Raw genomic sequence first — 23875 nt, forward strand, 5'->3', positions numbered from 1 at the left:
CAAGAATAATTATTCAGGAGAGTCATCATGGGCGAAGTGGTTCTGGCAGCGAAGATCTGCCACGTACCGTCGATGTACCTGTCGGAACTGCCCGGCAAGCATCACGGCTGTCGCGAAGCGGCGATTGCCGGGCACAAGGAAATCGGCCGGCGTGCCCGCGAACTGGGGGCCGACACTGCGGTGGTGTTCGACGTGCACTGGCTGGTCAACAGCGGTTATCACGTCAATTGCGGTGAACAGTTCCAGGGCACTTACACCAGCAACGAGCTGCCGCACTTCATCAAGAACATGGACTACGCCTACCCCGGCTGCCCCGAACTGGGCGAGCTGATCGCCGCCGAAGCCAACCTGGCCGGCGTGCGCAGCATGGCCCATAACATCCCGAGCCTGGAGCTGGAATACGGCACCCTGGTGCCCATGCGCTACATGCATATGGGGGTGCCCGACGCAGAGAAATTCAAGGTGATTTCCATCGCCGCCTGGTGCGCCTGGCATCGCCTGGAAGACAGCTTCGCCTTCGGCGCCGCCGTGCGCCGCGCGATCGAAAAGAGCGACCGCAAGGTGCTGGTGCTGGCGTCCGGCTCGCTGTCCCATCGGTTCTCGGACGACCGCGAGGCTGAGGCGAATATCCACAACTGGACCCGCGAATTCGACAAGCAGGTGGACCTGCATGTCGTGGAAATGTGGAAGCAAGGCCGCTTCAAGGAGTTCTGCGCCATGCTGCCCGACTACGCCGAGCACTGTTTTGGCGAAGGCAAGATGCACGACACCGCCATGCTCCTGGGCCTGCTGGGTGGGCCGGATTATGCCAAGCCGGCCGAGATCATCACGCCGCCGTTCGGCAGTTCGGGCACCGGCCAGATCAACGCGATTTTCCCGCTTTAACCCTTGGAGAGCCCCATGCCGCACTTTATCGCTGAGTACACCGACAACCTCGAACAGCAGGCCGATTTGCCCGGCCTGTTTGAAAAAGTCCACCGCGTGCTGGACGACAGCGGCGTGTTTTCGTTGGGCGGCATTCGCAGTCGCGGCGTGCGCCTGGACACCTGGCGCATGGCCGACGGCAAGCACGACTATGCCTTTGTGCACATGACCCTCAAGGTCGGCCATGGCCGCGACCTGGCAACCCGCGAGGCCGTCGCCCAAGCAGTGTTCGCGGTGATTACCGAGCACTTCGCCGAGCTGCAGGCGCAGCGCTTGCTCGCGCTGTCGTTCGAGATGATCGAGCTGCACCCGCAGCTCAACTTCAAGCAGAACAATGTGCATGCGTTCCTGAACAACCCGGCAAGCTGAAACGGCCGCGCCCCCCTGTAGGAGCGAGCTTGCTCGCGAAAAACCCACAGGCACCGCGGACCCAACAGCGCTGCGTTTTCGTTAACGTTTTTCGCGAGCAAGCTCGCTCCTACAACAACAAAAAGAACACCACCATGAGCACAGCCCATTCCACTGCAAGCCTGCAGCTTGCCGAGCACGACCGCACCCATCGTTTGGTGACCTGGCGCCTGATGCCCTTGTTGCTGGTGTGTTACCTGTTTGCCCATCTGGACCGCATCAACATCGGCTTTGCCAAGATGCAGATGAGCAGCGACCTGCACTTCAGCGACACCGTGTACGGCTTCGGCGCCGGCCTGTTCTTCATCGCCTACGCGCTGTTCGGCGTGCCCAGCAACATCGCCCTGGACCGCGTCGGACCACGGCGCTGGATCGCCTGCCTGATGGTGGTGTGGGGCCTGCTCTCCACCGGCATGCTGTGGGTGGAGAGCGCGCGCGGGTTCTACGTGCTGCGCTTTCTACTGGGGGTGGCCGAGGCCGGGTTTTTCCCGGGGATCCTGGTGTTCCTCAACCGCTGGTACCCGGCGCGCCGTCGCGCCCAGGTCACTGCCTTGTTTGCCATTGCGGTGCCCATGGCCGGGGTGCTTGGCGGGCCGATTTCGGGGGCGATCCTGGAGAACTTCCACGACGTCGGCAGCCTGCGCGGCTGGCAGTGGATGTTCCTGATCGAAGGCGCGCCCGTGGTGCTGCTGGGACTGGTGGTACTCAAGTGGCTGCCGGACAGTTTCGAGTCGGTGCACTGGCTGACTGCCGAGCAAAAACAGCAATTGCACACCCAACTGAGCAACGAGGAACAGCGCAAGACCATCACCTCGTTCGGCGGCATCCTGCGTGACCCGCAGGTGTGGCTGCTGGTGGCCGTGTACTTTGCGGTGATGCTGGCGGTCAACACCCTGGCGTTCTGGATGCCCACCCTGATCCACGGCGCCGGCATCGGCCGTGACAGCCAGGTCGGCTTGCTCAGCGCCGTGCCGTACCTGGCCGGCTGCTTCTTCATGCTCGGCTGCGGGCGCTCGTCCGACCGCCACCGCGAACGCCGCTGGCACCTGTGCGTGCCCCTGCTGATGGCGGCGCTCGGTATCGCCGTGGCGGGTTTGGCGCCCGGCAATGCGCTGCTGGTGATGAGCGGGCTGGTGGTCGCCGGCATGGGCGCCAGTGCCGCGCTGCCGATGTTCTGGCAACTGCCGCCGGCGTTTCTTTCCCACACCACCCAGGCGGCGGGCATCGCCATGATCAGCTCGTTCGGCAGCATCGCGGCGTTCCTCGCGCCGTACCTGATCGGCTGGATGCGCGACGCCACCCAGAGCGCCAGCCTGGCCTTGTACGTACTTGCCCTGTTTATCGCCCTCGGTGGCTTGCTGGTGCTGCGCACCCAGGCCGCCATCGTCAACCCACACTAGAGACCGTTGCCATGCTCGACTCCCAGCAAATCCTCGCGGCCGCCGCCCACCTGGACCGTGCCGAACGCAGCCGCGAACAGGTGCGTCAGTTTTCCCTCGACTACCCCGGCATGACGATCGAGGACGCCTACGCCATCCAGCGTGAATGGGTCGCGCAAAAGATCAAGGCCGGGCGCACGCTCAAGGGCCACAAGATCGGCCTGACCTCACGGGCCATGCAGGTGTCGTCGAATATCACCGAACCCGATTACGGCGCCCTGCTCGACGACATGTTTTTCGACGAAGGCAGCGACATCCCCTTCGAGCGCTTCATCGTGCCCCGGGTGGAAGTGGAACTGGCCTTCATCCTCGGCAAGCCGCTCAAGGGCCCCAACTGCACGGTGTTCGATGTACTCGACGCCACCGAATGGGTGATCCCGGCGCTGGAAATCATCGACGCCCGCATCCAGCAGGTCGACCCCCACACCAACGCCACCCGCAAGGTGTTCGACACCATCTCCGACAACGCCGCCAATGCCGGTGTGGTGCTCGGTGGCCGCGCCGTGCGCCCCACCGAGATCGACCTGCGCAAGGTGCCGGCGGTGCTGTATCGCAATGGCGTGATCGAGGAGTCCGGGGTGTCGGCGGCGGTGCTCAACCACCCGGCCAAGGGCGTGGCGTGGCTGGCCAACAAGCTGGCGCCCTATGACGTCACCCTGCTGCCCGGCCAGGTGATTCTCGGCGGCTCGTTTACCCGCCCGGTCGCGGCCCGCCCTGGCGATACCTTCCACGTCGATTACGACCTGCTCGGCTCGATTGCCTGCCGCTTCGTCTGAACCCAGGAGTGCTGTCATGGACATGCCTGTCAACCGCTTCAAGCAACGCCTGCACAACGGCGACGTACAGATCGGCCTGTGGCTGGGCCTTGCCAACGCCTACTGCGCCGAACTGGCCGCCAACGCCGGTTTCGACTGGCTGCTGATCGACGGCGAACATGCGCCCAATCAACTGGGAGACATGCTCGCGCAACTACAGGCCATCGCGCCCTACCCCAGCCAGGCGTTGATTCGCCCGGTGATCGGCGACACGGCGCTGATCAAGCAACTGCTGGATATCGGCGCGCAGACGCTGTTGGTGCCCATGGTAGAAAGCGCCGCCCAGGCCCGGGAACTGGTGCGCGCCCTGCGCTACCCGCCCCAGGGTATTCGCGGGGTCGGCAGCGCCCTGGCCCGCGCTTCGCGCTGGAACAGCATCACCGACTACCTCGACCAGGCCGATGCGCAGATGTGCCTGCTGGTGCAGATTGAGAACGCCGAGGGCCTGGCCAATCTGGACGCCATCGCCGCCGTCGAAGGCGTGGACGGGGTGTTTATCGGCCCGGCAGACTTGAGCGCGTCCATGGGCCATCGCGGTAATCCTGGGCATCCTGAAGTGCAGGCGGCGATTGAGGATGCCATCCTGCGTATCGTCAAGGCGGGTAAGGCGGCGGGGATTCTCAGTGCCGATGAGCGCCTGGCACGGCGCTATATCGAGTTGGGGGCGACGTTCGTGGCGGTGGGGGTCGATACCACGGTGTTGATGCGGGGGCTGCAAAGCCTGGCCGGGAAGTTCAAAGATATTCCACAGGCCACCACCACTGGCGCAGTGTATTGATATCCCCTGTGGAAGCGGGCTTGCTCGCGAATGCGGCGTGTCAGTCAGCAGATTCATTGACGGATATACCGCATTCGCGAGCAAGCCCGCTCCCACATTTTGATCGGTGGTGATTCAGCTGTTGGTTTATCGCTTGATGTTCTTCAAGTCATCCAGCAACCCCAACAAGGTCTGGAATTTCTCTGCGCCCAACTGATCCTGCAAACGCTGATAGTTGGCCTCCATGCACTGGCTCATGGACTCGAAACTCGCCTTGCCCTTGTCCGCCAGGGTAATCAGCACCCGGCGCTGGTCCTGTTCGGCCTTGCGCCGGTGCACCATGCCGGCCGCTTCCATGCGCACCAGCACGCCGGTCATGCTCGGCTTGAGGATGCAGGCCAGCTCCGCCAGTTGATAGATCTCCAACTCACCGTGCTGTTCAAGGATGCGGATGATGCGCCATTGCTGTTCGGTCAGGCCGTGTTCATTCAGGGAAGGACGGAAAAAACTCATCGCGGCCTCGCGCGCTTGCAGCAAGGCCAGGGTCAGGGATTGTCGAGGTGTGGACATAGGGCTCAGGGTCACGAAGTATTTAGTTAATAGTTTAACGAAACTCTAACATTCCCGGCCGGCGAGCGCGCTATAACTTATAGGTGCCCTCGCCCGTGGCGCGCTGAATCAAAAACCCGGGCACGCAGGATCAAGACTTCCAGCCCGCCAAGGGCCCTAATGGAGGCATCCGCTTTAGCGCCTTCCTTCACATTTTCAGGCTGCGCCATGATCAACATCGAAACCCCTACGTACTACACCGCCACCAAGAAATACAACCTCAGCTTCCCCACCCTGGAACAGGATATCGAGGCAGACGTCGTGGTCATCGGCGGCGGCTTTTCCGGGATCAACACGGCCCTTGAGCTGGCGGAAAAAGGCATCACCAACATTGTGGTGCTTGAAGCGCGCTACCTGGGCTTTGGCGGCACGGGCCGCAACGGCGGGCAGATCATGGCAGGCATCGGCCATGACCTGGAGAAGATCAAGAAGGACGTGGGCGAAGACGGCCTGCGCCAGGTGTTCGAGATCAGCGACCTGGGCGCCGACATCATCAAGAACCGCATCGCCAAGTACAACATCGACGCGGACTTTTGCCACGGCTACGGCTACATGGGCTTCAACGCCCGCCAGGAAAAAACCCTGCGCGCCTGGGAGAAGGACTTCAAGTCGATCAACAGCCAGCACGAAATCCGCTTTCTGGGCGGCTCTGACGTGCAGCAGATCATCGGCTCCACCGCCTACACCAGCGCCCTGCTGCACATGGGCGGCGGGCATGTGCATTCACTCAACCTGCTGCTGGGCGAAGCCACCGCGCTGGTCAGCCATGGTGTGAAAATCTTCGAGAACAGCCCGGCGCTGGAAGTCAGCTACGGCGAGCGCATCACCGTGCGCACCGGTCGCGGTTCGGTACGCGCCAGCAAGTTGCTGTGGGCCTGTGACAGCTTTCTCAACAAGCTGGAGCCGGAACTGCACCGCTCGACCATCAACACCTACGCGTTCCAGATGATGACCGAGCCGTTGTCCGAGGAGTTGATCCAGCGCATCAGCCCGATCCGTGGGGCGTATAGCGACATCCGCCCGGTGATCGACTACTACCGCGTGACCAATGAAAACCGCCTGCTGTTCGGCGCCGCCACGCCGTTGGTGGAGCACATTCCCGGCGATCTGAAAGCCTGGAACCGCCAGCTGATGCTGAAGATTTTCCCCTACCTCAAGGACGTGAAAATCGACCTGGCCTGGGGCGGCCCGATGGCGTGCAGCCCGAACCTGTTCCCGCAGGTGGGCACCTTGCCGGGGCGCAGCAATGCGTTTTTCGTGCAGGGCTATTCCGGCTTTGGTGTCACCCCCAGCCACATCATCTGCAAGGTACTGGCCGAAGGCATGAGCGAAGGCTCGGCGCGTTATGACCTGGTCAGTTCAATCCCCCGCCCCACCATCATCGGCAAGGACGCGATTCGCCCCCTGCTGCTGACGGCGGGCAAATCCTGGCACCAACTTTCCGGCTATTGGAACGGTCGCCGCTAACCCCTGTAGGAGCGGGCTTGCCCGCGAAGAACGTCAACGATAACGCGGGCATTGCGGTGAATCGCGGTGTCAGGACGCTCTTCGCGAGCAAGCTCGCTCCTACAAAAATCTCGTATGTATCAGGAGCATCTGCCATGACCCTTACCGCTATCAAACACAACGTCCAGCTGTCGGAACTCGACGCCTGGGGCACCGTGGCCGACCTCGGCTCGCAAATCCTCGAAGGCGAAGTACGCGCCTTCGGCAAGATGACCTTCGGCGCGCCCACCGGTGCGGTCAGCAGTGCGTACTTCGGCACCACCCAAGGCAAGTTCCGCATGGTTTACCCGTTCGCCGAACAGGCCACGATAGTCACCGGCGAAGTGGTACTCACCGATGAATCCACCGGCCAGTCCACCCGCTACAAGGCCGGTGACAGCTGGTTCGTAACCAAAGGCACGCCCGTGCTGTGGGAAGTGGTCAGCGAAAGTTTCGTCAAACACTACTTCGCCGTCGTGTAAGGGAGGCGTTGCCATGTCGAATTCATCTGACTGGATCACCGTAGGCGCCCTGGCTGAGGGTTTTGCACCCGAAGCGTTCATTCTGCCGAACCTGGCCGACCTGGCCGGCCAGACGTTCACCCTGCACTTTGCCAACGGCTGGCAGATCGAACACCGCTTCGAACAGGAACGCCTGGCCTGGCACGCCGCCGATGGCCACTCCAGCGGCAGCGCCGCCTACCGCGCCAGCTCGATTCGCCCGGGCCTGTACCTGGTGGACTTTATCAAGCACGAGGCTGGGCAAAGCTGGTCGATCAGCCTGGTGCTGGACACGCCAAATGCTTCCTTTACCGCGGTGATTGGCCGTATGCCGGAGCCGGCAGAGACCCACGAAGGCCTGTACCACCGCGCCCTGGCCGGCAAACCGCTGACCTCGGTACAGGTCGACTTCCTCCACGGCAGCCTCGACCGGCCGTGGCAGGATGGCCACTGCCTGCACGCCCCCACCGACGAGTTGGTCGGCCTGCGCAACCACTATCGCTACAGCCCCAGCGAGGTCTACGAACACATCTACCTCAACCCGCGGTTCTACGCCTGGCAATGCCTTGAGGGCGTGGAGAAAGGCCTGTGCGACACCGACCGCTGCCATTACTACAAAATCGCCGAACAGCTGTACCTGTTCGTCTGGCAGGAGAAGATCGTGCCGACCCTCGGCCTGGTGCTGATCGACCTGCAACAGCACCGCAGCGACGGCAAGATCTTCGGCTATGCCGGGGCGTCCTTCGACGCGTTGTCGAACTTCCCGATCAGTTCCTATTGCCAGGTGCTCAACCGCACGGAGTACCCCCGTGACTGAGCCGCGCACGGTGGTGATCACCGGGGCTGGCACCGGCATCGGCGCCGCCTGCGCACGTTTGTACGCACAGGAAGGCGCACAGCTAGTGCTGATCGGTCGGCGCCGTGAGCCACTGGAACAGGTGGCGCAGGACACCGGCGGGCTGATCCTGGTGGGCGATGCCGCCTGCCCGGACACCTGGGACGGTTTCATCCAGCAAATCCGCACCCACTTCGGGCGCCTCGATGTGCTGCTGGCCTGTGCCGGTGGCCACGGCCTGGGCAGCGCGACCCAGACCAGCCCGGCCACCTGGGAAGGCGCACTGCGCAGCAACCTCGACAATGCGTTCTACAGCGCTCGCGCCTGCCTGCCGCTGTTGCAGGAAAGCGCCGGGAACATGGTGCTGATTGGCTCCATCGCCTCATTGGCAGCAGGCCCCGAGGTGTGTGGCTACACCACCGCCAAGCATGCGTTGCTCGGGCTCAACCGCTCCCTGGCCCGTGACTATGGGCCCCATGGCGTACGGGTGAACGCGGTGTGCCCAGGCTGGGTGCACACGCCGATGGCCGACGCCGAGATGCAGCCGTTGATGGAGGCGTACGGCGAGACCTTGCAGCAGGCCTATGCGCGTGTGTGTGCCGATGTACCGCTGCGGCGCGCCGCCCGTGCCGACGAGATCGCCAAGGTGTGCCGCTTCCTGGCCAGCGACGACGCATCGATCATTACCGGCGCCACCTTGGTGGCGGACGGTGGCTCCAGCATCGTCGACGTGCCGACGCTGGCGTTTACGCGCCTGGAGCCTGCCCATGCCCAATGACCTGGATTTCAGCGGCCAGCTCGTGCTGGTCACCGGCGGCGCCCAGGGCATTGGCCTGGGCATCGTCCAAGCCTTTGCCGAACGCGGTGCGCGGGTGGTGATTGCCGACCGTCTGCTTGAACAGGCTGAGGCCGTAGCTGCCGAGTTGTGCGCGCAGGGCTATCAAGTGGAAGCCGTTGGCGTTGACCTGGCGGATGCCGAAGCGGTGTTTGCTTGCGTCCAAGGCTTGGCGCAACTGGATGTGCTGGTGCACAACGCCGGGTACTTTCCGCTGACCGCCTTTGCCGACATCACCCCAGCGATTCTGGAGCGCACCCTGGCGGTGAACCTGTCGGCGCTGTTCTGGCTGACCCAGGCGGCGTTGCCGAGGTTTCGCGCCCAAGGCGGGGGCTGCGTGCTGGTGACGTCTTCGGTTACCGGCAACCGTGTCGGTTATCCGGGGCTGAGCCACTATGCGGCGTCCAAGGCCGGGGTGAATGGGTTTATCCGCAATGCAGCGCTGGAGCTGGCGCCGTTGAATGTGCGGGTCAACGGCGTAGAGCCGGGCATGATCGCCACCCCGGCGATGGATAACCTGGGCGACGCGGCCGTGAATGACAGCATCGCGCGCCGTGTGCCGCTGGGACGCCTGGGCGCAGCGGCGGATATTGCCGGGGCGATGGTGTTTCTGGCCTCTGACCTGGCGGGCTATATCACTGGGCAGACGCTGGTGGTGGATGGTGGGTCTACCCTACCCGAAACCTGAAACCCGAACTAACTGTGGGGCTTGTCACAATGCCAGTCAGTTAAGCGTAATCCCCTGTGGGAGCTGGCTTGCGTGCGATGGCGGTTGGGCGCACTGATATGCCAACTGACAGTTCGCTATCGCAGCATAGGTATCTACACAACTTTGGGGGCTGTAGCAGCAGACGGTAACCACGATGCGAAGCGAGTCGCTCTTGATCTTGATCTGCTTTTGATCTCAGGCGCCCCGTTAAACCACGCTGGCCGGAATTCGACAGGGATTTGGGGGGTAAACCGGCAGGGATGCCGGTTTAGCCGCCCCGCGCCATGGATGGCGCGTGGCGGCGGCCCCCCAAATCACTGGCGAATTACGGGCACACCGAGCCCAAGCGAGGTGCCGAGTGGTGGGGCAAGAGCGTTTTGCTTACTTTTGCGCTTTTCAAAAGTGAGCCGCCGTCAGGGCGGAACCCTAGGTGGCCGTTACCTAAATAACGGATATGTACCCGGTCCAACTGTGTTGACTGTTAGGCCGTCTTCGCAGGCAAGCCAGCTCCCACATTTGGACTGTGGCGCGTCAGGTAGATAAGCGTCGGCTGTCAGGCCGCCACGGGAGCAAGCTCCCTCGCCACAAGTTCGGCGTCATCCCCAAAGTTATGTAGATACCTATGGCCATCGCAGGCAAGCCACAGTGGATCTCATGCACATTGAAGAACCTGTTTACACCCCCACTGCCTGCAACCGGCTGGAACGAAAGTCCTTGGGCGACACCTCAAACTGCTTCTTGAACGAGCGGCTGAAATGCGCCGAGTCGGTAAAGCCCCATTTGTAGGCAATCGAGGTGATCGACTCGCTGCGCAGGAACGGGTTGGTCAAGTCATCCGCACTGCGCTTGAGCCGCGCGCGCTGGATGTAGCGGCAGACGCTGTCGTCCTGTTCCTCGAACAAACGATACAGGTGCCGCACCGAGATATTCAGGCGGTTGGCCAGGCCGATCGGGCTCAGGCCTGGCTGGCTCAGCGACTCGTCGATGACCTTCTGCACATAACTGCGCAGGTTATTGCCCTGCAACGCGGCCAAGCCCTCGCGGCACTCGTCGCCCTGCTCCAACGCCGAACCCAGCAGCGACACGAACGCCGCTTGCAGCGCTTCCACTTGCGTGGCGTCTTCGTCGGTATCGTCCTTGCACAGTTGGTCCATCAGTACATGCAGCATGCGCCCACAGGCTTTGGTCGAGGAGACCTTGCCGAAAGCCCGTGCCTGGCCGCCCAGGTGCTTGCACACCGCAGTACGCGGCAAGGACAGCGAGGCGTGTTCGATCAGGCCGAAGGGGGTAATTTCGATGGCGCCCACCGAGTCCATCAACAGCATTTCGCCGGGGGCCAATTGCACGGTCTGGTCGTTCTGGGTGATTTGCGAATAGCCGCTGCGCTGGCTGACCAGGAAACATTCCTGGTCGTTGTCATGGTCGGCGTGGTGCGTCGGGCGCTTGATCAGCCCGGCATTGGTGCGCAGGATGGCCAGGCCACGCGACAGGTTGTGGATCTCGCCGATAAACAGCGAACGGTTGAAAGCCAGTTCGGTATCGAAGTGGCCGCACGCGGCGCGCAGTTCGCGGTTCCAGCTGTCGAGCCCGTCGGGTGCATGCTGTGGGATGCTCATGGGGTGTCTCCGCAGTGGCGTTATTCTTGTTGTTCTGGTGCAATAGTTAACATGTTATCTATATGCACGCAACAACAACCTGTTTGCCCTTTGCAGAGGCACTAATGGTGCCAATTACAGGTCCGACAATACTCGTTGTAGACCCACCAATGCAGCCAGCAGATACCCCCGTTGCTCGGCGCTCAACGCAATGTAGCGCCGGAACGCCGGCATGCGGTTGACCACCTCGCTGCCACCCATATGCTCCAGGCGCACGCACCATTGCTGGTCGTGCAGCTCGATGCGCAGGCGCTTGAAATCCAGCGGCATCAACGCCTGGAACAACGCGCTGTCAGCCTGTAAACGCGCCTGCAACTCACGGCCCAGTGCCTGGTTGCCAGCGCGGCGCCGCACATGAATGCCGCTGCGCCGGATCGCGCCGCCATGATGCACCTCAAAGCTGCCAGCGCCACCCGCTGCAGCAGGAACGCGCAGGACACATTCGGTCAGCACCAGGTGCATCAACAACTGCGACTCGGTGCGCTCGACAATCTCGAAGGCCACACCGTCCACTTCAAGGGTGGCCAGGCCCAGATCGCGTCGCAGATGAGCCAGGGTCACCCCCGGTCGATACCCGACGGGTGCGCGGTCGGCACGAAACAGCTCAAACAGTTTTTGCCGCAAGGTCGCTATAACTGGCATGGGCGTGCCCCGGTTCGTGATTGAATTCCCTGGCCAACACCTCCTCTACGCAGGCGGGCTTGAAGGGGTTGACCTTCTGCACCACCAGGGTCCAGAACAGCGCGTAGGTGGCCGTCACGCCGAGCATCACGCCAAACGGCACGTAGATGTCCGCCGGGTTCATGCCGGGCGGGGTGATAAACCACATGCCCAGCAGGATGCCGATGCTGGAGACGATCTGCGGCAGCGGGAACCACGGCGAGCGATAGGCGCGGGGCAAGTCCGGACGCCGAATGCGCAGGATCACCACCGACAGCGTCACCAACAGGTAAGCGAAACTCCAGGCACACACCGCCGCCAGCACCAGGTGCATGATGTTGTCGGTGTTGCCGCCCAGGTACAGCGCGTGCAGACACGGGATCAACATGGCCACGAGAATGCACAGCAGCGGCGTTTTAAAGCGCGGATGCAGATAGGTGAACACCTTGGGCAAGGCGCCGTCCACCGCCATGCCGTAGAGGATGCGCGGCACGCCGGCCATCAGGGTATTGATGGTCGCAGCGCCAGCGAACAGAAAGCCGATGCCCAGCCACAACGGGCCGATCTGCCCCATCACCTGTTCGGCGAACCGGGGGATGGCCATGGGCGTGTCCAACAGGTGCACACCGGAAGCCGCATCGAGCACCACGTTCTCCACCTGGCGCTTCATTGCCGCGCCATAGATGAACATGCACGTGGCCACGCCCATCAGCCCGAGCATCATCGCCCGTGGCATCACCTTGGCCGATTGGCGCAGGTCCGGCGCCAGCGGCGTGACGAACTCGCAGCCCACGAACATGAACATCGCCATGCCCACCAGCGACAGAACGGTGACCAGGTCGGTGCCCACCAGCGACTCACCGAACCAGCCCTCCAACTGCACCGCCGGCGCGGCGATCAGGCCCAGTACGCCAAACACCATCAGGGTGGTCCACATGCCGAAGGTCAGGATGATCTCCGCACGGCCAAATGCGCTGACGCCAAAGGCATTCAGCACGCCGAACACCAGCACGAAACCGACGCCCAGCAACCACGAGCCACCGGCCGACTCTGCCAGGGTATTGAGGTGTTCGAAGTTCACCAGGGCCATGACCCCGGCGAGGATGGTTTCGGCCGTGCCGGCGAACACATGCACGATCAGATAGGCCGACAAGGTCCCGGTGATCGCAAAGAAACGGCCCATGCCGCAGTTGATGTAGTCGTACACCGAACCGGTGGTGGGCAGTATCGAGGCGGCCTCGGCGAAGGTGGTGGCCTGGGCCAGCATCATCACCACGGCGATCAGCATCGCCAGGGCAAACGCGCTGCCACCGATGCCGAAGCCCATGGTGGCGGTGAGGATCACCGGGCTGGCCATGATCAGGCCGATGGTGCTGGCCAACGCAGTGGGAAAACCTACCGTGCCCCGGTTGAGGTGTGCGGTGAGTCGGTCGTTGATCGACATGGAGGGGTCCTCGAAGCGGTTTTTTTTAATGTGTCGGCACTCTGCGCCCCACTCCCGTTGATCGTCTTGCCCCTGTCTGCCGCCGGTTTTGTTGCTGCCTGCCACGGCGTGTGGCCTGGCGGCCAGAGTCAATTGCCTGGCACGCAGGGAAAAGACTTGGCCTCACACCGCTCGCCCTAATGCGCCCTCACTCTTAACCAAGATGGGGGCAATAACAATGGAGCACACACTGAAAAACCGCCGCCTGCGCCAGGCGGTCGGCCTGGGCGTGGCACTGCTGATGGGCCAGGCGCAGGCCATCGAGTTGTATGCCGACGCCGACACCCAGGTCACCGGCAACTTCCTCGCCGTGTACGGTCTGTTCAACAGCCCGAAGAACTACGATGGGCGCAGCGGCGGCTCCACCTGGCGCGAAGCCTTCATCAAGTACGGTTTAAGCGTCGAACAAAGCCTGGGCCACCTGGGCGGCGTGTATGGCACGGCCAACCTGGTGAGTTCCGGTACCTGGGGCGATGGCGATGCGGCAGGGCTCACCAACGGCACCGAGCGCACCACCAAGTTTGACGAGGCCTTTGCCGGCTGGCGCTCTGGCGAGTTGTTACCGGCGCTGGGCAAGGACGGCCTGGACCTGTCGTTCGGTCGCCAGATCATCATGCTCGGCGACGGTTTTATCCTTAACGACGACGGCCCCAACCTGGGCAATGGCGTGGACGACGGCGAGTTCAATCGCGGCGGCGCCTACTACATCGCCGCGCGCCATGCCTTCGATAAAACCGCGGTGATTCGCCTGGGCGGCAAGGACGGCGTGCATGGCAGTCTGATGTGGATCAAGTCCGACAACCGCGCCCAGGCGCTCACCGAAATGGCCGCCGGCACCCTGGAATACACTGCCGCGCCGGGCACCCTGGGGCTGACCTATATTCACGGTATCGATGTGGATGAGCGCTTCGCCACCGACCTGCAGCGCCAGCGCAAAGGCATGAACCTCTACAGCCTGCGCGGCGCCGGCAGTGCCGGTATCGACAACGCGCACTTCGCCTTCGAACTGGCGCGCCAAAGCCGTCGCGACGGCCAGGAAAATGCCGGCTACGCCGAAGCCGGCTACACCTTCGCCAACCTGCCGTGGTCACCGGATCTGACCTACCGCTACGCCCGTTATTCGAAGAACTGGGACAGCATGTTCTCAGGTTTCAACCGTGGCTACGGCACCTGGGTGCAAGGCGAAGTGGCAGGCAACTATTCCGGCCCCTTCAACAGCAACACCGCCGTGCAGCACGTGGCGCTCAAGGTCAAACCCTTGGAGAACGTCACGCTTGGGGCACTGTTCTTCGACTACACCACCGTGAGTACCCGTGACCAGCCCAATCTGGATGGTCGCGAACTGGACCTGTATGCCGAATGGGCCGTCAACGAGCACCTGATCATCACGCCGCTGCTCGGCCTGTACAAACCGAATAAATCAGCCGACAACGGCGGCAATCAGGTCGGCGGCAACGGCACCAATGTCTACAGCCAACTGGTGGTCGCCGTGCCGTTCTAAACCGCTTCGGGCGCGCACGGAGGCAGCGCCCGGACCTCAGCATAGGCGCCCTGATGATAGAGCAGCGGCGCACGGCCAAAATCATCAAAGGCCACCACCTTGCCGATCATGATCCAATGGTCGCCGCCGTCCACCTGCTGGTATTTCTCACAGTGAAAACGCGCCGAGCAATCGGCGAACACCGGCGAGCCACCCTCCCCCGGCTCGTATTCGATCAGGGCGAAGCGGTCTTCACGGGGGCGCGCGAAATTGTTGGATAAATGCACCTGGTCCGCCGCCAACACATTCACCGCAAAGTGGCTGGCCTCCTCGAACACCGCATGGCTGTTGGAGCGTTTGTCGATGCTCCACAGCACCAGCGGCGGATCGAGGGACACCGAGTTGAAACTGTTGGCGGTCACGCCGACCTTGCGCCCGGAGGCGGTGGCGGCGGTAACCACGGTCACGCCAGTGGCAAAGTTGCCCAAGGCGCGACGAAAGGCTCGTGGGTCGAATACGTCAGACATGCAAGACTCCCGGGTGGCCTCTATGGGCCGCCCTGATTGTTGTAGGGAAAACGCGGCTACACCATGCTCGGGTCGGGTTCCAGGCCCATCAGCTCACGGCCGAGGATCTGCGCGCACACGTCATAGTCGGTGTACGCATGGGCGCCGGTCATATGGGAATCGCGGAACAGGCGCTGCATTTCGTTGTGTTCGAACCAGGCATTGCCACCGGCGGCGGCGAACAGGCGGTCTACCGCTTCGATGCACATCTTGGTGGCGTAGGCCTGGTTGGTGCGCCAGAACGCCAGGGTTTCTCGCGTTGGGTAGCGGTGGGCGGCGCTGTGTTCGGCGTGGTCTTGCCAGGTCTTTTCCAGAAACGCCCGGGCGGCGGCCACTTGGTGGGTGGACTCGGCCAGGCGCATCAGCGCCGGGGTCGCGGCGCCGACGGCAGCGCCAGTGTAGGCACGTACGCGGTTTTTGGTTTTTTCGCGGAACACCTCCAGCATGCGCTCAGCCACACCGAGGCTGACGGTGGAAAAACCACTGGCGAAATACGGCCGATACGGCGCGTAGAAAATCTGGCTGTCTGGGTACAGGCCAAAGCCTGCGGACTTGCCTTCCATCATGTCCTTGGCCTTCTGGATCCGGTGCTCGGGCACCCAGGCGTTGTCGATGATCAGGGTCTTGGTGCCGCTGCCTTTCATGCCAGCTGCAAACCAGTCATCGCGGATCTGATAGTCACTGCGCGGCAGCACGGCAAAGCAGTAATCCTGAGTGCCTTCGGCATTCTGGCGACGGCAGCCGACAATCGCCCACTCGCCATGGTCACAGCCGCTGCTCCAGCCCATCTCGCCGCTGAAGTACACGCCGCCCTCGCCCTCGGTCACCCGGCCGAACGGCGCAATACTGCTGCTGGCAGTGGCATCCGGGTTGTCGCCCCAGATCTCCTCCTGCAACTGCGCCGAGAACAGCGCCAGTTGATGGCTGTGGGTACACAACAAACTCATGGCCCAGGCGGTGCTGGCGCAACTGCCGGCGAGCAAGGCGATGCAATCGGCGAATTCGGGCAGCGACAGCTCCAGGCCACCGAATGCCTTGGGCTGGAAGGCGCGGTGCAGGCCGATGCTTTTGAGCAGCGCGATATTCTCATCCGGCACCTGGCGCAACTGTTCGGCACGGCTGGCGTTCGCGGCAATGGCAGGCAGAAGAGGCTTGAGGTCTTCGAGGAGCGGGTTTGGCTTTTTCATGGACGGCCCTGCTTATTATTGGAAGTCCGGCAGGCGCTCCAAATCGTGGAACGGCGCGGGATGCAGGGCCAGTATTGACCGGCTTGCGCCGGCACAACATGCACGTTCGGCAGGCAAGGTTGTACTTTTCACAGGCACGGCAGGCACAGGCATAAAACCTGGCAGGCACAGTCAAGCCGCGTGCCTGCGCGTTGGTTAACCTCGGGGTTTCTTTTGTGAACTGCCAGGAACCTGCCATGAGCGATATCCCGCTGCTGCCTCACGTCGAAGCCTTTTTGCGCCGCCGTCATGGGCTCTTCATCGACGGCGCCAGTGTGCGCAGCCACGCCGATGCACGCCTGAGCGTGACCAACCCTGCCACCGGCCAGGTGATCGCCGATGTGGCCGACGCAGACCTGGCGGATATCGACGCTGCGGTCGCTTGCGCCAACCGGGGTTTCCAGTTGTGGTCCCAGACCGCTCCCGCAACCCGTGGCAACGTGCTGCTGAAACTGGCCGACCTGCTGGAGCACCACCGCGAAGAACTGGCGCAGATCGAAACCTGCCAGTCGGGCAAGATCATCCAGATTTCCCGCGCCTTTGAGGTCGACCAGGCCGCGCACTTCCTGCGTTACTACGCAGGTTGGGCCACCAAGCTCAGCGGCCAGACCCTCACGCCGTCGCTGCCTTCGTTCAATGGCGAGCGCTACACCGCCTTCACCTTGCGCGAACCGGTGGGCGTGGTGGTAGGCATTGTGCCGTGGAATTTCTCGACCATGATCGCCATCTGGAAGCTCGCCTCGGCACTGGTAACCGGCTGCAGCATCATCATCAAGCCCAGCGAATTCACGCCGCTAACCCTGCTGCGCATCGCCGAACTGGCCATCGACGCCGGGCTGCCGGCGGGTGTGCTCAACGTGCTGACCGGCGGCGGCCATGTCGGCAAGGGGCTGGTGGAACACCCCGGCACCCACAAGGTGTCGTTCACCGGCTCAGTGCCCACCGGTATTGCGGTGGGCCGCAGTGCCATGGGCGCCGGGCTGACCCGCGCGACCCTGGAACTGGGTGGCAAGAACGCCGCCGGCTTCCTGCGCGACATGGATGTAGACAAAGCGGTGGATGGCATTATCGAAGCGGGCTTCCTGCACTCGGGGCAAATCTGCGCAGCGGCCGAACGTTTCTTCGTGCACCGCTCGCAAATCGACGCTGTGCTGGAAAAACTCAAGGCGCGTCTCAGCCGCCTGACCATCGGCTCGCCCCTGGATGAACACACCGAATTCGGCCCGGTGACCCACCAGCAACACCAACAAAAACTGCTCGGCTACTTCAACCAGGCCCGCACCGAAAACAACACGATCATCCACGGCGGCCACCTCATCGACCGTCCCGGCTGCTACGTCGAACCCACCGTGATCCTGGCCAACCACCTGCACGACACCCTGCTCAACGAAGAAACCTTCGGCCCCATCGCCACCTTTCTGCCCTACGACGATGAAGACGAACTGCTGGCGCTGATGAACCACGGGCCCTACGGGTTGAGTGCCAGCCTATGGACCAACGACCTGGGCAAGGCCCTGCGCATGATCCCGGCGATCAAGGCAGGCACCTTGTGGGTGAACATGCACACCCTGCTCGACCCGGCGGTGCCGTTTGGCGGCAGCCGGTCTTCGGGGGTTGGGCGGGAGTTTGGCAGTGCGTTTATCGAGGATTACACCGAGCTTAAGTCGGTGATGATTCGGTATTGATTGGGGGCAGTGCAAGCTTGGACTTGATAGGTGTCGAGTGTACGTCAGACCCAATGTGGGAGGGGGGCTTGCCCCCGATGACGGTGGGTCAGTCACAGATGTATTGACTGACACTATCTCATCGGAGGCAAGCCGTACCGGACAACCTCATGGAGCTGGTCGAGCGCAGTAATATTTTCATCGCCATTGGACATGCGCTGTTCCCATTGCTCCATAGCCAGACGCTGAGGCATCCGTACTTTCCTCCTCTGTCAACGCCGTGTCCTGCATCACACGGGTTCAATGCCGGAATTATCACCTTTGAGTACCAAAGTGACCGTACAAAAATTGTTTTTTGAATCAACCGACGAGCAGCGCCATCCTTACCAAAATGAGGCGCCGCCGCCGACGCGATGGCAACTGTTTCTCCACAGCAGATCGGGTGTGTAATCCACGGCAACAATGAGCAATGCCTGCTGCGGTTTGTGTGACGCAGGCATGCGCTATTGTCGTAGTACCAGCTTCACTACAACGGAATCATTGGCTTACTGTCGCAATTCGACTATCTGGTCAGCACCTACATCGCCATTCACGGCGGACTCCCGTTCGAGGTCGCGACCATCATCTGCGCAGCACAACCGCCAACAGCGAACGCGAAGCTCATCGGCTTGGTAATCGCCCCTCATCTGCTCCAACAGCAGCCTGCCACTACCCTGGCTACGCTGGCGCGCCTTCGCTCAGTAGCCTAACGCGCCCGCAACTCTGGGCGCTATGGGCGAAACAATAGGGCATGGCGTCAGCAATACCGCTCAGTGAGCTTGAGCATTTCTACTATGTGATAGAGGCGGTGAAGGCTGGATTGGGCATAAGCGTGATCCTCTGGCCGCTGGTGATGGATGATCTGCAACAAGGTCAATTGCTTGCCCCCTTTTGCTTTATCGGTAGTGGCCAGTCCTATGTGGAAGTAAGACGGCAGACGTGTTCGGCACGCGCCGAGCACTTTTGCGTATGGCTGGTCAGCGAGGCGCGGGCGACGCCTGTGCCGGGCGACACCAGCTAGCTGACAACGCCGGATAGCCCGAGCCACTCGTCAAGCGTAGAGGTCATTAGCTAGCGACTACCCCACCCTACCGCACTCAAGGCCTCTCCGCAGCAGCCAGCCAATCGCCGATACCTGAAACGCCAAGAGATAACAGTTCATCTTGCGCTGAAACGACTCGTTGCAACATTGCGCCTCCATCCACCTCTTCCCACTCCTCTGCTTCTGCAAATAATTGCGTAAGCAACTGGGTGAGATTTCCTCCGCGGTCATACATATGCGCGCCCTTACCTCGCACATAGGCGAGATACAGTTCGAAGACCACAAGCGCCTCTCCAGCGTCTCGTTGCGCAGTGACGCTTAACCACTCATCAAGCCCATGAATGTATGCACCGACACCACTGCTACCCATCTCACGCACGGAGAAGTAACGACGTACAAGATCAGAAGGTATGCCCGTTACATCACTACAAAACAATTGTCCCACTCGCTGCCCAATAACATCTGAATGCGTATTGAGTGACAACCCATAGTCGAGTCCAGCAATGCACTGCGCTCTGTACCGGGCAAAATTCTGGGCGTTCGCCCAAACGGCTGAAGCCCCCTGCCATCCGGCAGCATCATCTATCTCAGACAGCTCAAGCATCAGCTCCGAAGTCCGGCCAACATCCGACAAGGCGGCCAAAGCAGATATTCGCCCCCAGGTCTCAAAATCTTTACCCACCCCCTCCAAACGAAGTCGCGCCAACCATTTAGAAACTCTCTCAAAATCAGTGCGATAGGAGTAATAAAGACATTGCTCCGCCCCTCCCCAAAGTCCCGAGGTATTGCCTTTCATACATCGATCGAACAATTCCCAGCCTATACCGGAGTTCAGACTCTGCAGATACGCCAAACGCCGGAGTATCACGGCGGCAATAGCCGGATCACCTTCATCAGCAAAGTCGAACAAAAGACGCAGCAATGAATCAGGCAGCGCATTACCACTCTTCAGAAAGTTGATGGTCAAAATCACCAATGCCTCGGCAATATGACCGCGAGCCATATTTATTCCAACGTCGAGATGATCAACCCCATCACCGCTGATAGAAGCTTCTTCTCGCATTGTCAAAAAACATGTAGCAAATTTTATCATCCGTTGAGCTTGGTCAGCATCTTCGACCACATTGGCACATGCGTTGAGGGCGTTAGAAGCCGCGCGATTGTGCTGCCAATACTCTGAGTTAAGTCCAAGCTCGTGAATAACTTTCCCAGCCAATGAGGCTCCATCTATAGTTACAAATGGCGTCCAAGAATCCCCTGATTGCAAATTGCCGTGAAGATGGGCCAAGCAATTGCCCGCACCACTCATAATTGCATCGCGAAAAACTGACGAAAGATCAGCCCAGCTGTCCGTCATAATCCCCAGGAAACGATCAGGGTCACGGGACGCTGCCTCCCGCAGCATTGAAGCCACCTCACCTTCACCACCGACCAAGTGCTCCTCGAAAGCACGCTGATATCCGGTGTAATGCATAAGAAGCTGCAACACTCCGCGATCACTGATTTCAAGGAATACGCTATATGGGAAAGGCGCCGTAACCATCCCGCTCCAAGCCTGAATTGGGGGTCCTTCATTAAGGACGCCTTCGCGCTCAATTGCATCATCAAGTAAAAGCTGAGCACCGGCGGGTCGCAGATGACATGGAATGCACGCAATCAACCGCGCCTGTACCCCGTTTGCCCATAAAACCTCTCGCTCATCTCGTTCAATACCCTCGGTAATCGCGAATAATGCCGCCACCACAGAGTCCTGCTGACTTGAGTCAAAATGCACAAACGCGACCTTGGCAAGACAGCCAAGCTCGTATAAAAACTCACACTCCACCAGCGGCTCGATACAAAATAGCCGAGCAGCAATTTCAGAATTGGTAGACGGGTTTTCTATACAAGCCATTAATCCAAAGTAGCGCAGAGCTCCCTCATGATTAAAACAGAGGCGTTCCCGATTGCTTCGCCACCACTCTGAGTCAATTGAGGCATGACTGAGCACAGCCCCTTCGACCGCCCTCAATAGTAAATGCATAGAATCTTCATGCTGAAAATCACTGTGGGACCGGATTGCTCGGTGAGAAGTGCTCCGCAAAAAACCCGAGCTTCCAGCAGCCCAATCGCCGATTTCAGATATTCGAATTTGGCTCCAACCTTCTATAGAAGGTATTGCAATATTCAACAGGTCCACTGAAGACTTCATGCGCTCGGCGATGTAATTTTTACATTCGGCACCGAACTCATGATCCCGCCACCTTAGCTTGGTGCCAAAATGATGAAGCTCTCGCACGTCATCCTCTGTCACATCACCCGTAATGAATGCCCAAAGTACATCATCTGATAAGACGCCAGCGCCAACGCAACGTGCGATAGAACGTCCTAGGTAGCTGTACTCCTGTATAGGCATACGGAGCAGCGCCTCAACCAACTTACCCGTAAGAGCGGCATGTTCAGACGCTACATCGGATAGCAAGAAGCCCAGTCCGCCAGCGACAAGCCCTCTATCCATCCAGTCCGCCTCAAGCAACTCAGTCCAGAAAGGCAATATTAGTGATGGAGCGTGATTCACCCACAATGAAGATCTGTGCAAATGCGTCATCAGGCCTTCTTGGTCGCGCTCCGCCCTCAGCAGAGGCACTAAATGCGCGAACCAGAACGCCCCCCACTCCATCGCTTTGCCTCGCAAATAGATGATCTGAAACACATCTTTGTAATCTCGGCGGAGATCGCGAAGCATCGGCCAGTCATCACTATGGGGCGGCCGGTCAGCGAATGACTCCGCGACCAATCGACGCATATGGAATGGGCACTGCCCCATGAGAACAGCCCGCAACTGAGTTCGAAACAATCGGCGATCACCAGCAGCCAACTGCGCCACGAAACTTCGGATAGTTGGTCTGACAAATGGTACAGGTGACAAGCTCTGAATGAACTCATTCAACGTCACCCCCCTTCGAATCGCTGAGCTGATCACTAGCACATCAAGCAACGTCTGGTGACCAAACCCGACTCGCCCATCCATAGCCTGGTGCAGCACGTTGTGACTGAGTAGCACACGCAAAACACCCTGGGAGCCGCTGAATCGCTGCGCAGGAATAGTGAGGCTGCGGGTCCGGAGCATCTCGTCGGCAACTGACTCTATCGCTTCAAGCGCTGTGATGCCCAAATTCGCATCAGCATGAACCAGTGTATCCAGATACCGTTGCGCCAGCGCCTGACTAGTTACAACGCTAAACCCACCCCCCCATTGTGCTAGCTCAATAAAAATTGCAAGTTCACGGGGATTCGAGATGAGTTGACGCGTTGGCGCATCCACCCCAAAAATATCAATGCCGAGCGACTGTAGCAATGGAGATACGTCACAGTTCCAATCCAGGGGCTGACAAGCTAACTCGCACTCCCATACTCGCGACGCCAAACGGCGGTCATAGCGCCTATCAAAATCACGACAGGCTGTCAGCACTGTCACGTTGCTGATCAATAACAACCTATCGATCTGTGCCAGGAAATACGTCAACGCCGCGTGCTCCCGCGAGATCGACAATACATCAAGAGAATCAATAACAATGGCGACCCGAGCATTGTCTGCAAGACGTGCAACCTTTTCCACCCAGTCCTCGTACAGGCCCTGAGCGTGGCGGTCTTGGGCCGTTGCAAGGTCAGCAAACTCTCGGGACTGTATGAATAGAGGCACTATAGAACCGTCACCCTCAGCCAGGAGTTCCAGTGCTTCTTGCACTGCCAGAAGAGCGCAGGTTTTCCCCGCCCCAGGCAGCCCGGTGAGCAGTATTGAGCGCTTTCCGTTATCGATGGCAGAAAGCATGTCGTCAACAACACGAATTGGGAGCCGCCTCCCACCCATCTCGCGCCGCCAATTCCTACCGATAGCAGAAATTTCATCGAGAGAGGCACGAACCTCAGACACGTTCATATGCGGCGCGAGCATCGACCCTGATTGCTGAAGCAGGCCGAGAAGGTCCTCTTTTGTCAAACGATGTTGAACTGACGCCGCCTGTGAATCACGCGAGGGCATTCGTGAACCCAACTGATCGAGCCGGTACCAAAGTGCATCGTAAGCGGCCTCCGCATTGGTTGCCAGAATGCGAAGCCGCTCGAGCAACGACTCTTCCAAATCGTTGAAATCATTTGTGTTATGGAAAGTTGTGCGACGTAGAAAGTCATACGTGCGAAGCGATACAGCGGCATTAAACGTAGCACTTAAAGAAGCATCGATTGTCGCGTGCTCGTTCGTAAGGCTGTTCCGGTAGCTGCTCTCATCAGGCTGCGTTGCGCAATGCTCTCGCAGCTTAGCAATATGACCAAACGTACCGCGCGAATAGAAACGCACCACTGTGTTCAGATCCCCCACCAACAGGCGAGAAGCCTTCTCGAACTCACCGGACAGATCAGCAACCGTCCAAGGTTTGAAATCCGGCTGGTTCTTCTTGCATTGACAGCAAATGATTGAACCGTCGGACTTTCCGACAACCACGTCATCCACCAACCAACGAGTGGAGTCGACCTCCAGCCACTCATAGTCGGCGTCGGATAGCATCGAAATGGCAAACCACATAGCAATCAGCGTCTGATAGCTATCCCCTCGATTTGAACGAATACCTGAAAGACTCATTAGCCACCTAAAAAGGCAATAGAACGTGAAAGAGCCAGCTCAAGTGGTGGACAATGCCGACATTCAACAATGCCGTAACATAAAAAACGCAGGTCCGCTGCTTCCGAGCGTAGACGCATAAATCAC

Annotated in this window: 19 protein-coding genes and 1 pseudogene; 13 read left to right on the top strand and 7 right to left on the bottom strand. The window is 60.4% G+C overall.

All coding sequences use genetic code 11. From position 1 onward, the window contains the following. Positions 1-27 precede the first annotated feature (27 nt). The 5 genes from hpaD to hpaI all read left to right on the top strand — a co-directional run bounded on the left by hpaD (position 28) and on the right by hpaI (position 4364). Positions 28-885, top strand: a complete 858-nt coding sequence (gene hpaD / locus N2A98_RS16805) for a 3,4-dihydroxyphenylacetate 2,3-dioxygenase (RefSeq protein ID WP_003192392.1) — start codon at positions 28-30, stop codon at positions 883-885. 15 nt (positions 886-900) lie between these two features. Next, the gene (locus N2A98_RS16810) at positions 901-1293 is read left to right on the top strand and encodes a 5-carboxymethyl-2-hydroxymuconate isomerase (protein ID WP_275622362.1); all 393 of its coding nucleotides are present in this window, start codon (positions 901-903) and stop codon (positions 1291-1293) included. A gap of 134 nt (positions 1294-1427) precedes the next feature. Beyond that, positions 1428-2732, top strand: coding sequence for an MFS transporter (locus N2A98_RS16815; protein ID WP_275622363.1), 1305 nt, complete (start codon positions 1428-1430; stop codon positions 2730-2732). 11 nt (positions 2733-2743) lie between these two features. Continuing rightward, positions 2744-3547: a 2-oxo-hept-4-ene-1,7-dioate hydratase gene (gene hpaH / locus N2A98_RS16820; protein WP_047711249.1), complete on the top strand. Its 804-nt coding sequence runs from the start codon at positions 2744-2746 to the stop codon at positions 3545-3547. A gap of 16 nt (positions 3548-3563) precedes the next feature. Beyond that, a complete protein-coding gene (gene hpaI / locus N2A98_RS16825; RefSeq protein ID WP_275622364.1) occupies positions 3564-4364 on the top strand; it encodes a 4-hydroxy-2-oxoheptanedioate aldolase in 801 nt (266 codons plus the stop codon). Positions 4365-4490: 126 nt separating this feature from the next. Here hpaI and hpaR read toward each other — a convergent pair whose 3' ends face one another. Next, the gene (hpaR, locus tag N2A98_RS16830) at positions 4491-4913 is read right to left on the bottom strand and encodes a homoprotocatechuate degradation operon regulator HpaR (protein WP_044269224.1); all 423 of its coding nucleotides are present in this window, start codon (positions 4911-4913) and stop codon (positions 4491-4493) included. A gap of 207 nt (positions 4914-5120) precedes the next feature. Between hpaR and N2A98_RS16835 the strand changes: the two genes are divergently transcribed. The 5 genes from N2A98_RS16835 (at position 5121) to N2A98_RS16855 (ending at position 9295) form a co-directional block, all read left to right on the top strand. Beyond that, the gene (locus N2A98_RS16835) at positions 5121-6419 is read left to right on the top strand and encodes an FAD-binding oxidoreductase (protein ID WP_047711251.1); all 1299 of its coding nucleotides are present in this window, start codon (positions 5121-5123) and stop codon (positions 6417-6419) included. Positions 6420-6553: 134 nt separating this feature from the next. After that, on the top strand, positions 6554-6919 hold the full coding sequence (locus N2A98_RS16840) for a cupin domain-containing protein (RefSeq protein WP_275622365.1): 366 nt from the start codon (positions 6554-6556) through the stop codon (positions 6917-6919). A 13-nt stretch (positions 6920-6932) separates the two neighbouring features. After that, a complete protein-coding gene (locus N2A98_RS16845) occupies positions 6933-7754 on the top strand; it encodes a molybdenum cofactor biosynthesis F family protein (RefSeq protein ID WP_014719081.1) in 822 nt (273 codons plus the stop codon). After that, positions 7747-8550 carry an SDR family oxidoreductase gene (locus N2A98_RS16850; RefSeq protein ID WP_275622366.1) on the top strand — a complete coding sequence of 268 codons (804 nt, stop codon included), beginning with the start codon at positions 7747-7749 and terminating at the stop codon, positions 8548-8550. Before N2A98_RS16845 ends, N2A98_RS16850 begins: the two co-directional genes overlap by 8 nt. Then, positions 8540-9295, top strand: a complete 756-nt coding sequence (locus N2A98_RS16855) for an SDR family oxidoreductase (RefSeq protein WP_275622367.1) — start codon at positions 8540-8542, stop codon at positions 9293-9295. Before N2A98_RS16850 ends, N2A98_RS16855 begins: the two co-directional genes overlap by 11 nt. A 695-nt stretch (positions 9296-9990) precedes the next feature. Here N2A98_RS16855 and feaR read toward each other — a convergent pair. From feaR to N2A98_RS16870, 3 genes are all read right to left on the bottom strand, one after another. Next, positions 9991-10932 (bottom strand): transcriptional regulator FeaR, encoded by a 942-nt coding sequence (gene feaR, locus N2A98_RS16860; RefSeq protein WP_078803431.1) that lies wholly within the window; start codon positions 10930-10932, stop codon positions 9991-9993. 114 nt (positions 10933-11046) lie between these two features. Then, complete coding sequence (locus tag N2A98_RS16865) at positions 11047-11613, bottom strand: DUF3156 family protein (RefSeq protein ID WP_047711257.1); 567 nt, start codon at positions 11611-11613, stop codon at positions 11047-11049. Beyond that, on the bottom strand, positions 11576-13075 hold the full coding sequence (locus N2A98_RS16870; RefSeq protein WP_078803433.1) for an APC family permease: 1500 nt from the start codon (positions 13073-13075) through the stop codon (positions 11576-11578). The genes N2A98_RS16865 and N2A98_RS16870 overlap by 38 nt, the downstream gene beginning before the upstream one ends. Positions 13076-13292: 217 nt before the next feature. On the opposite strand from N2A98_RS16870, the gene N2A98_RS16875 reads away from it, so the two are divergent. Next, positions 13293-14615, top strand: a complete 1323-nt coding sequence (locus N2A98_RS16875; protein ID WP_275622368.1) for a hypothetical protein — start codon at positions 13293-13295, stop codon at positions 14613-14615. Positions 14616-14653: 38 nt separating this feature from the next. Here the strand turns inward: N2A98_RS16875 and N2A98_RS16880 are convergent. Together N2A98_RS16880 and N2A98_RS16885 are read right to left on the bottom strand one after the other, a co-directional pair. Continuing rightward, positions 14654-15121 (bottom strand): annotated as a pseudogene (locus N2A98_RS16880) (flavin reductase family protein); the annotation flags it as partial. Positions 15122-15177: 56 nt separating this feature from the next. After that, positions 15178-16347, bottom strand: coding sequence for a p-hydroxyphenylacetate 3-hydroxylase oxygenase component (locus N2A98_RS16885; protein WP_275622369.1), 1170 nt, complete (start codon positions 16345-16347; stop codon positions 15178-15180). A 236-nt stretch (positions 16348-16583) separates the two neighbouring features. Here N2A98_RS16885 and N2A98_RS16890 point away from each other — a divergent pair, with 236 nt between their 5' ends. Beyond that, positions 16584-18071: an aldehyde dehydrogenase family protein gene (locus N2A98_RS16890; protein ID WP_275622370.1), complete on the top strand. Its 1488-nt coding sequence runs from the start codon at positions 16584-16586 to the stop codon at positions 18069-18071. A gap of 769 nt (positions 18072-18840) precedes the next feature. Then, positions 18841-19110, top strand: coding sequence for a hypothetical protein (locus N2A98_RS16895; protein ID WP_186527070.1), 270 nt, complete (start codon positions 18841-18843; stop codon positions 19108-19110). Positions 19111-19186: 76 nt separating this feature from the next. Here N2A98_RS16895 and N2A98_RS16900 read toward each other — a convergent pair whose 3' ends face one another. Further along, on the bottom strand, positions 19187-23749 hold the full coding sequence (locus N2A98_RS16900) for an AAA family ATPase (RefSeq protein WP_275622371.1): 4563 nt from the start codon (positions 23747-23749) through the stop codon (positions 19187-19189). Positions 23750-23875 lie beyond the last annotated feature (126 nt).

This window comes from Pseudomonas sp. FJ2-5-13 (genome assembly GCF_029201605.1).
GTDB classification, from domain to species: Bacteria; Pseudomonadota; Gammaproteobacteria; order Pseudomonadales; family Pseudomonadaceae; genus Aquipseudomonas; species Aquipseudomonas lactis.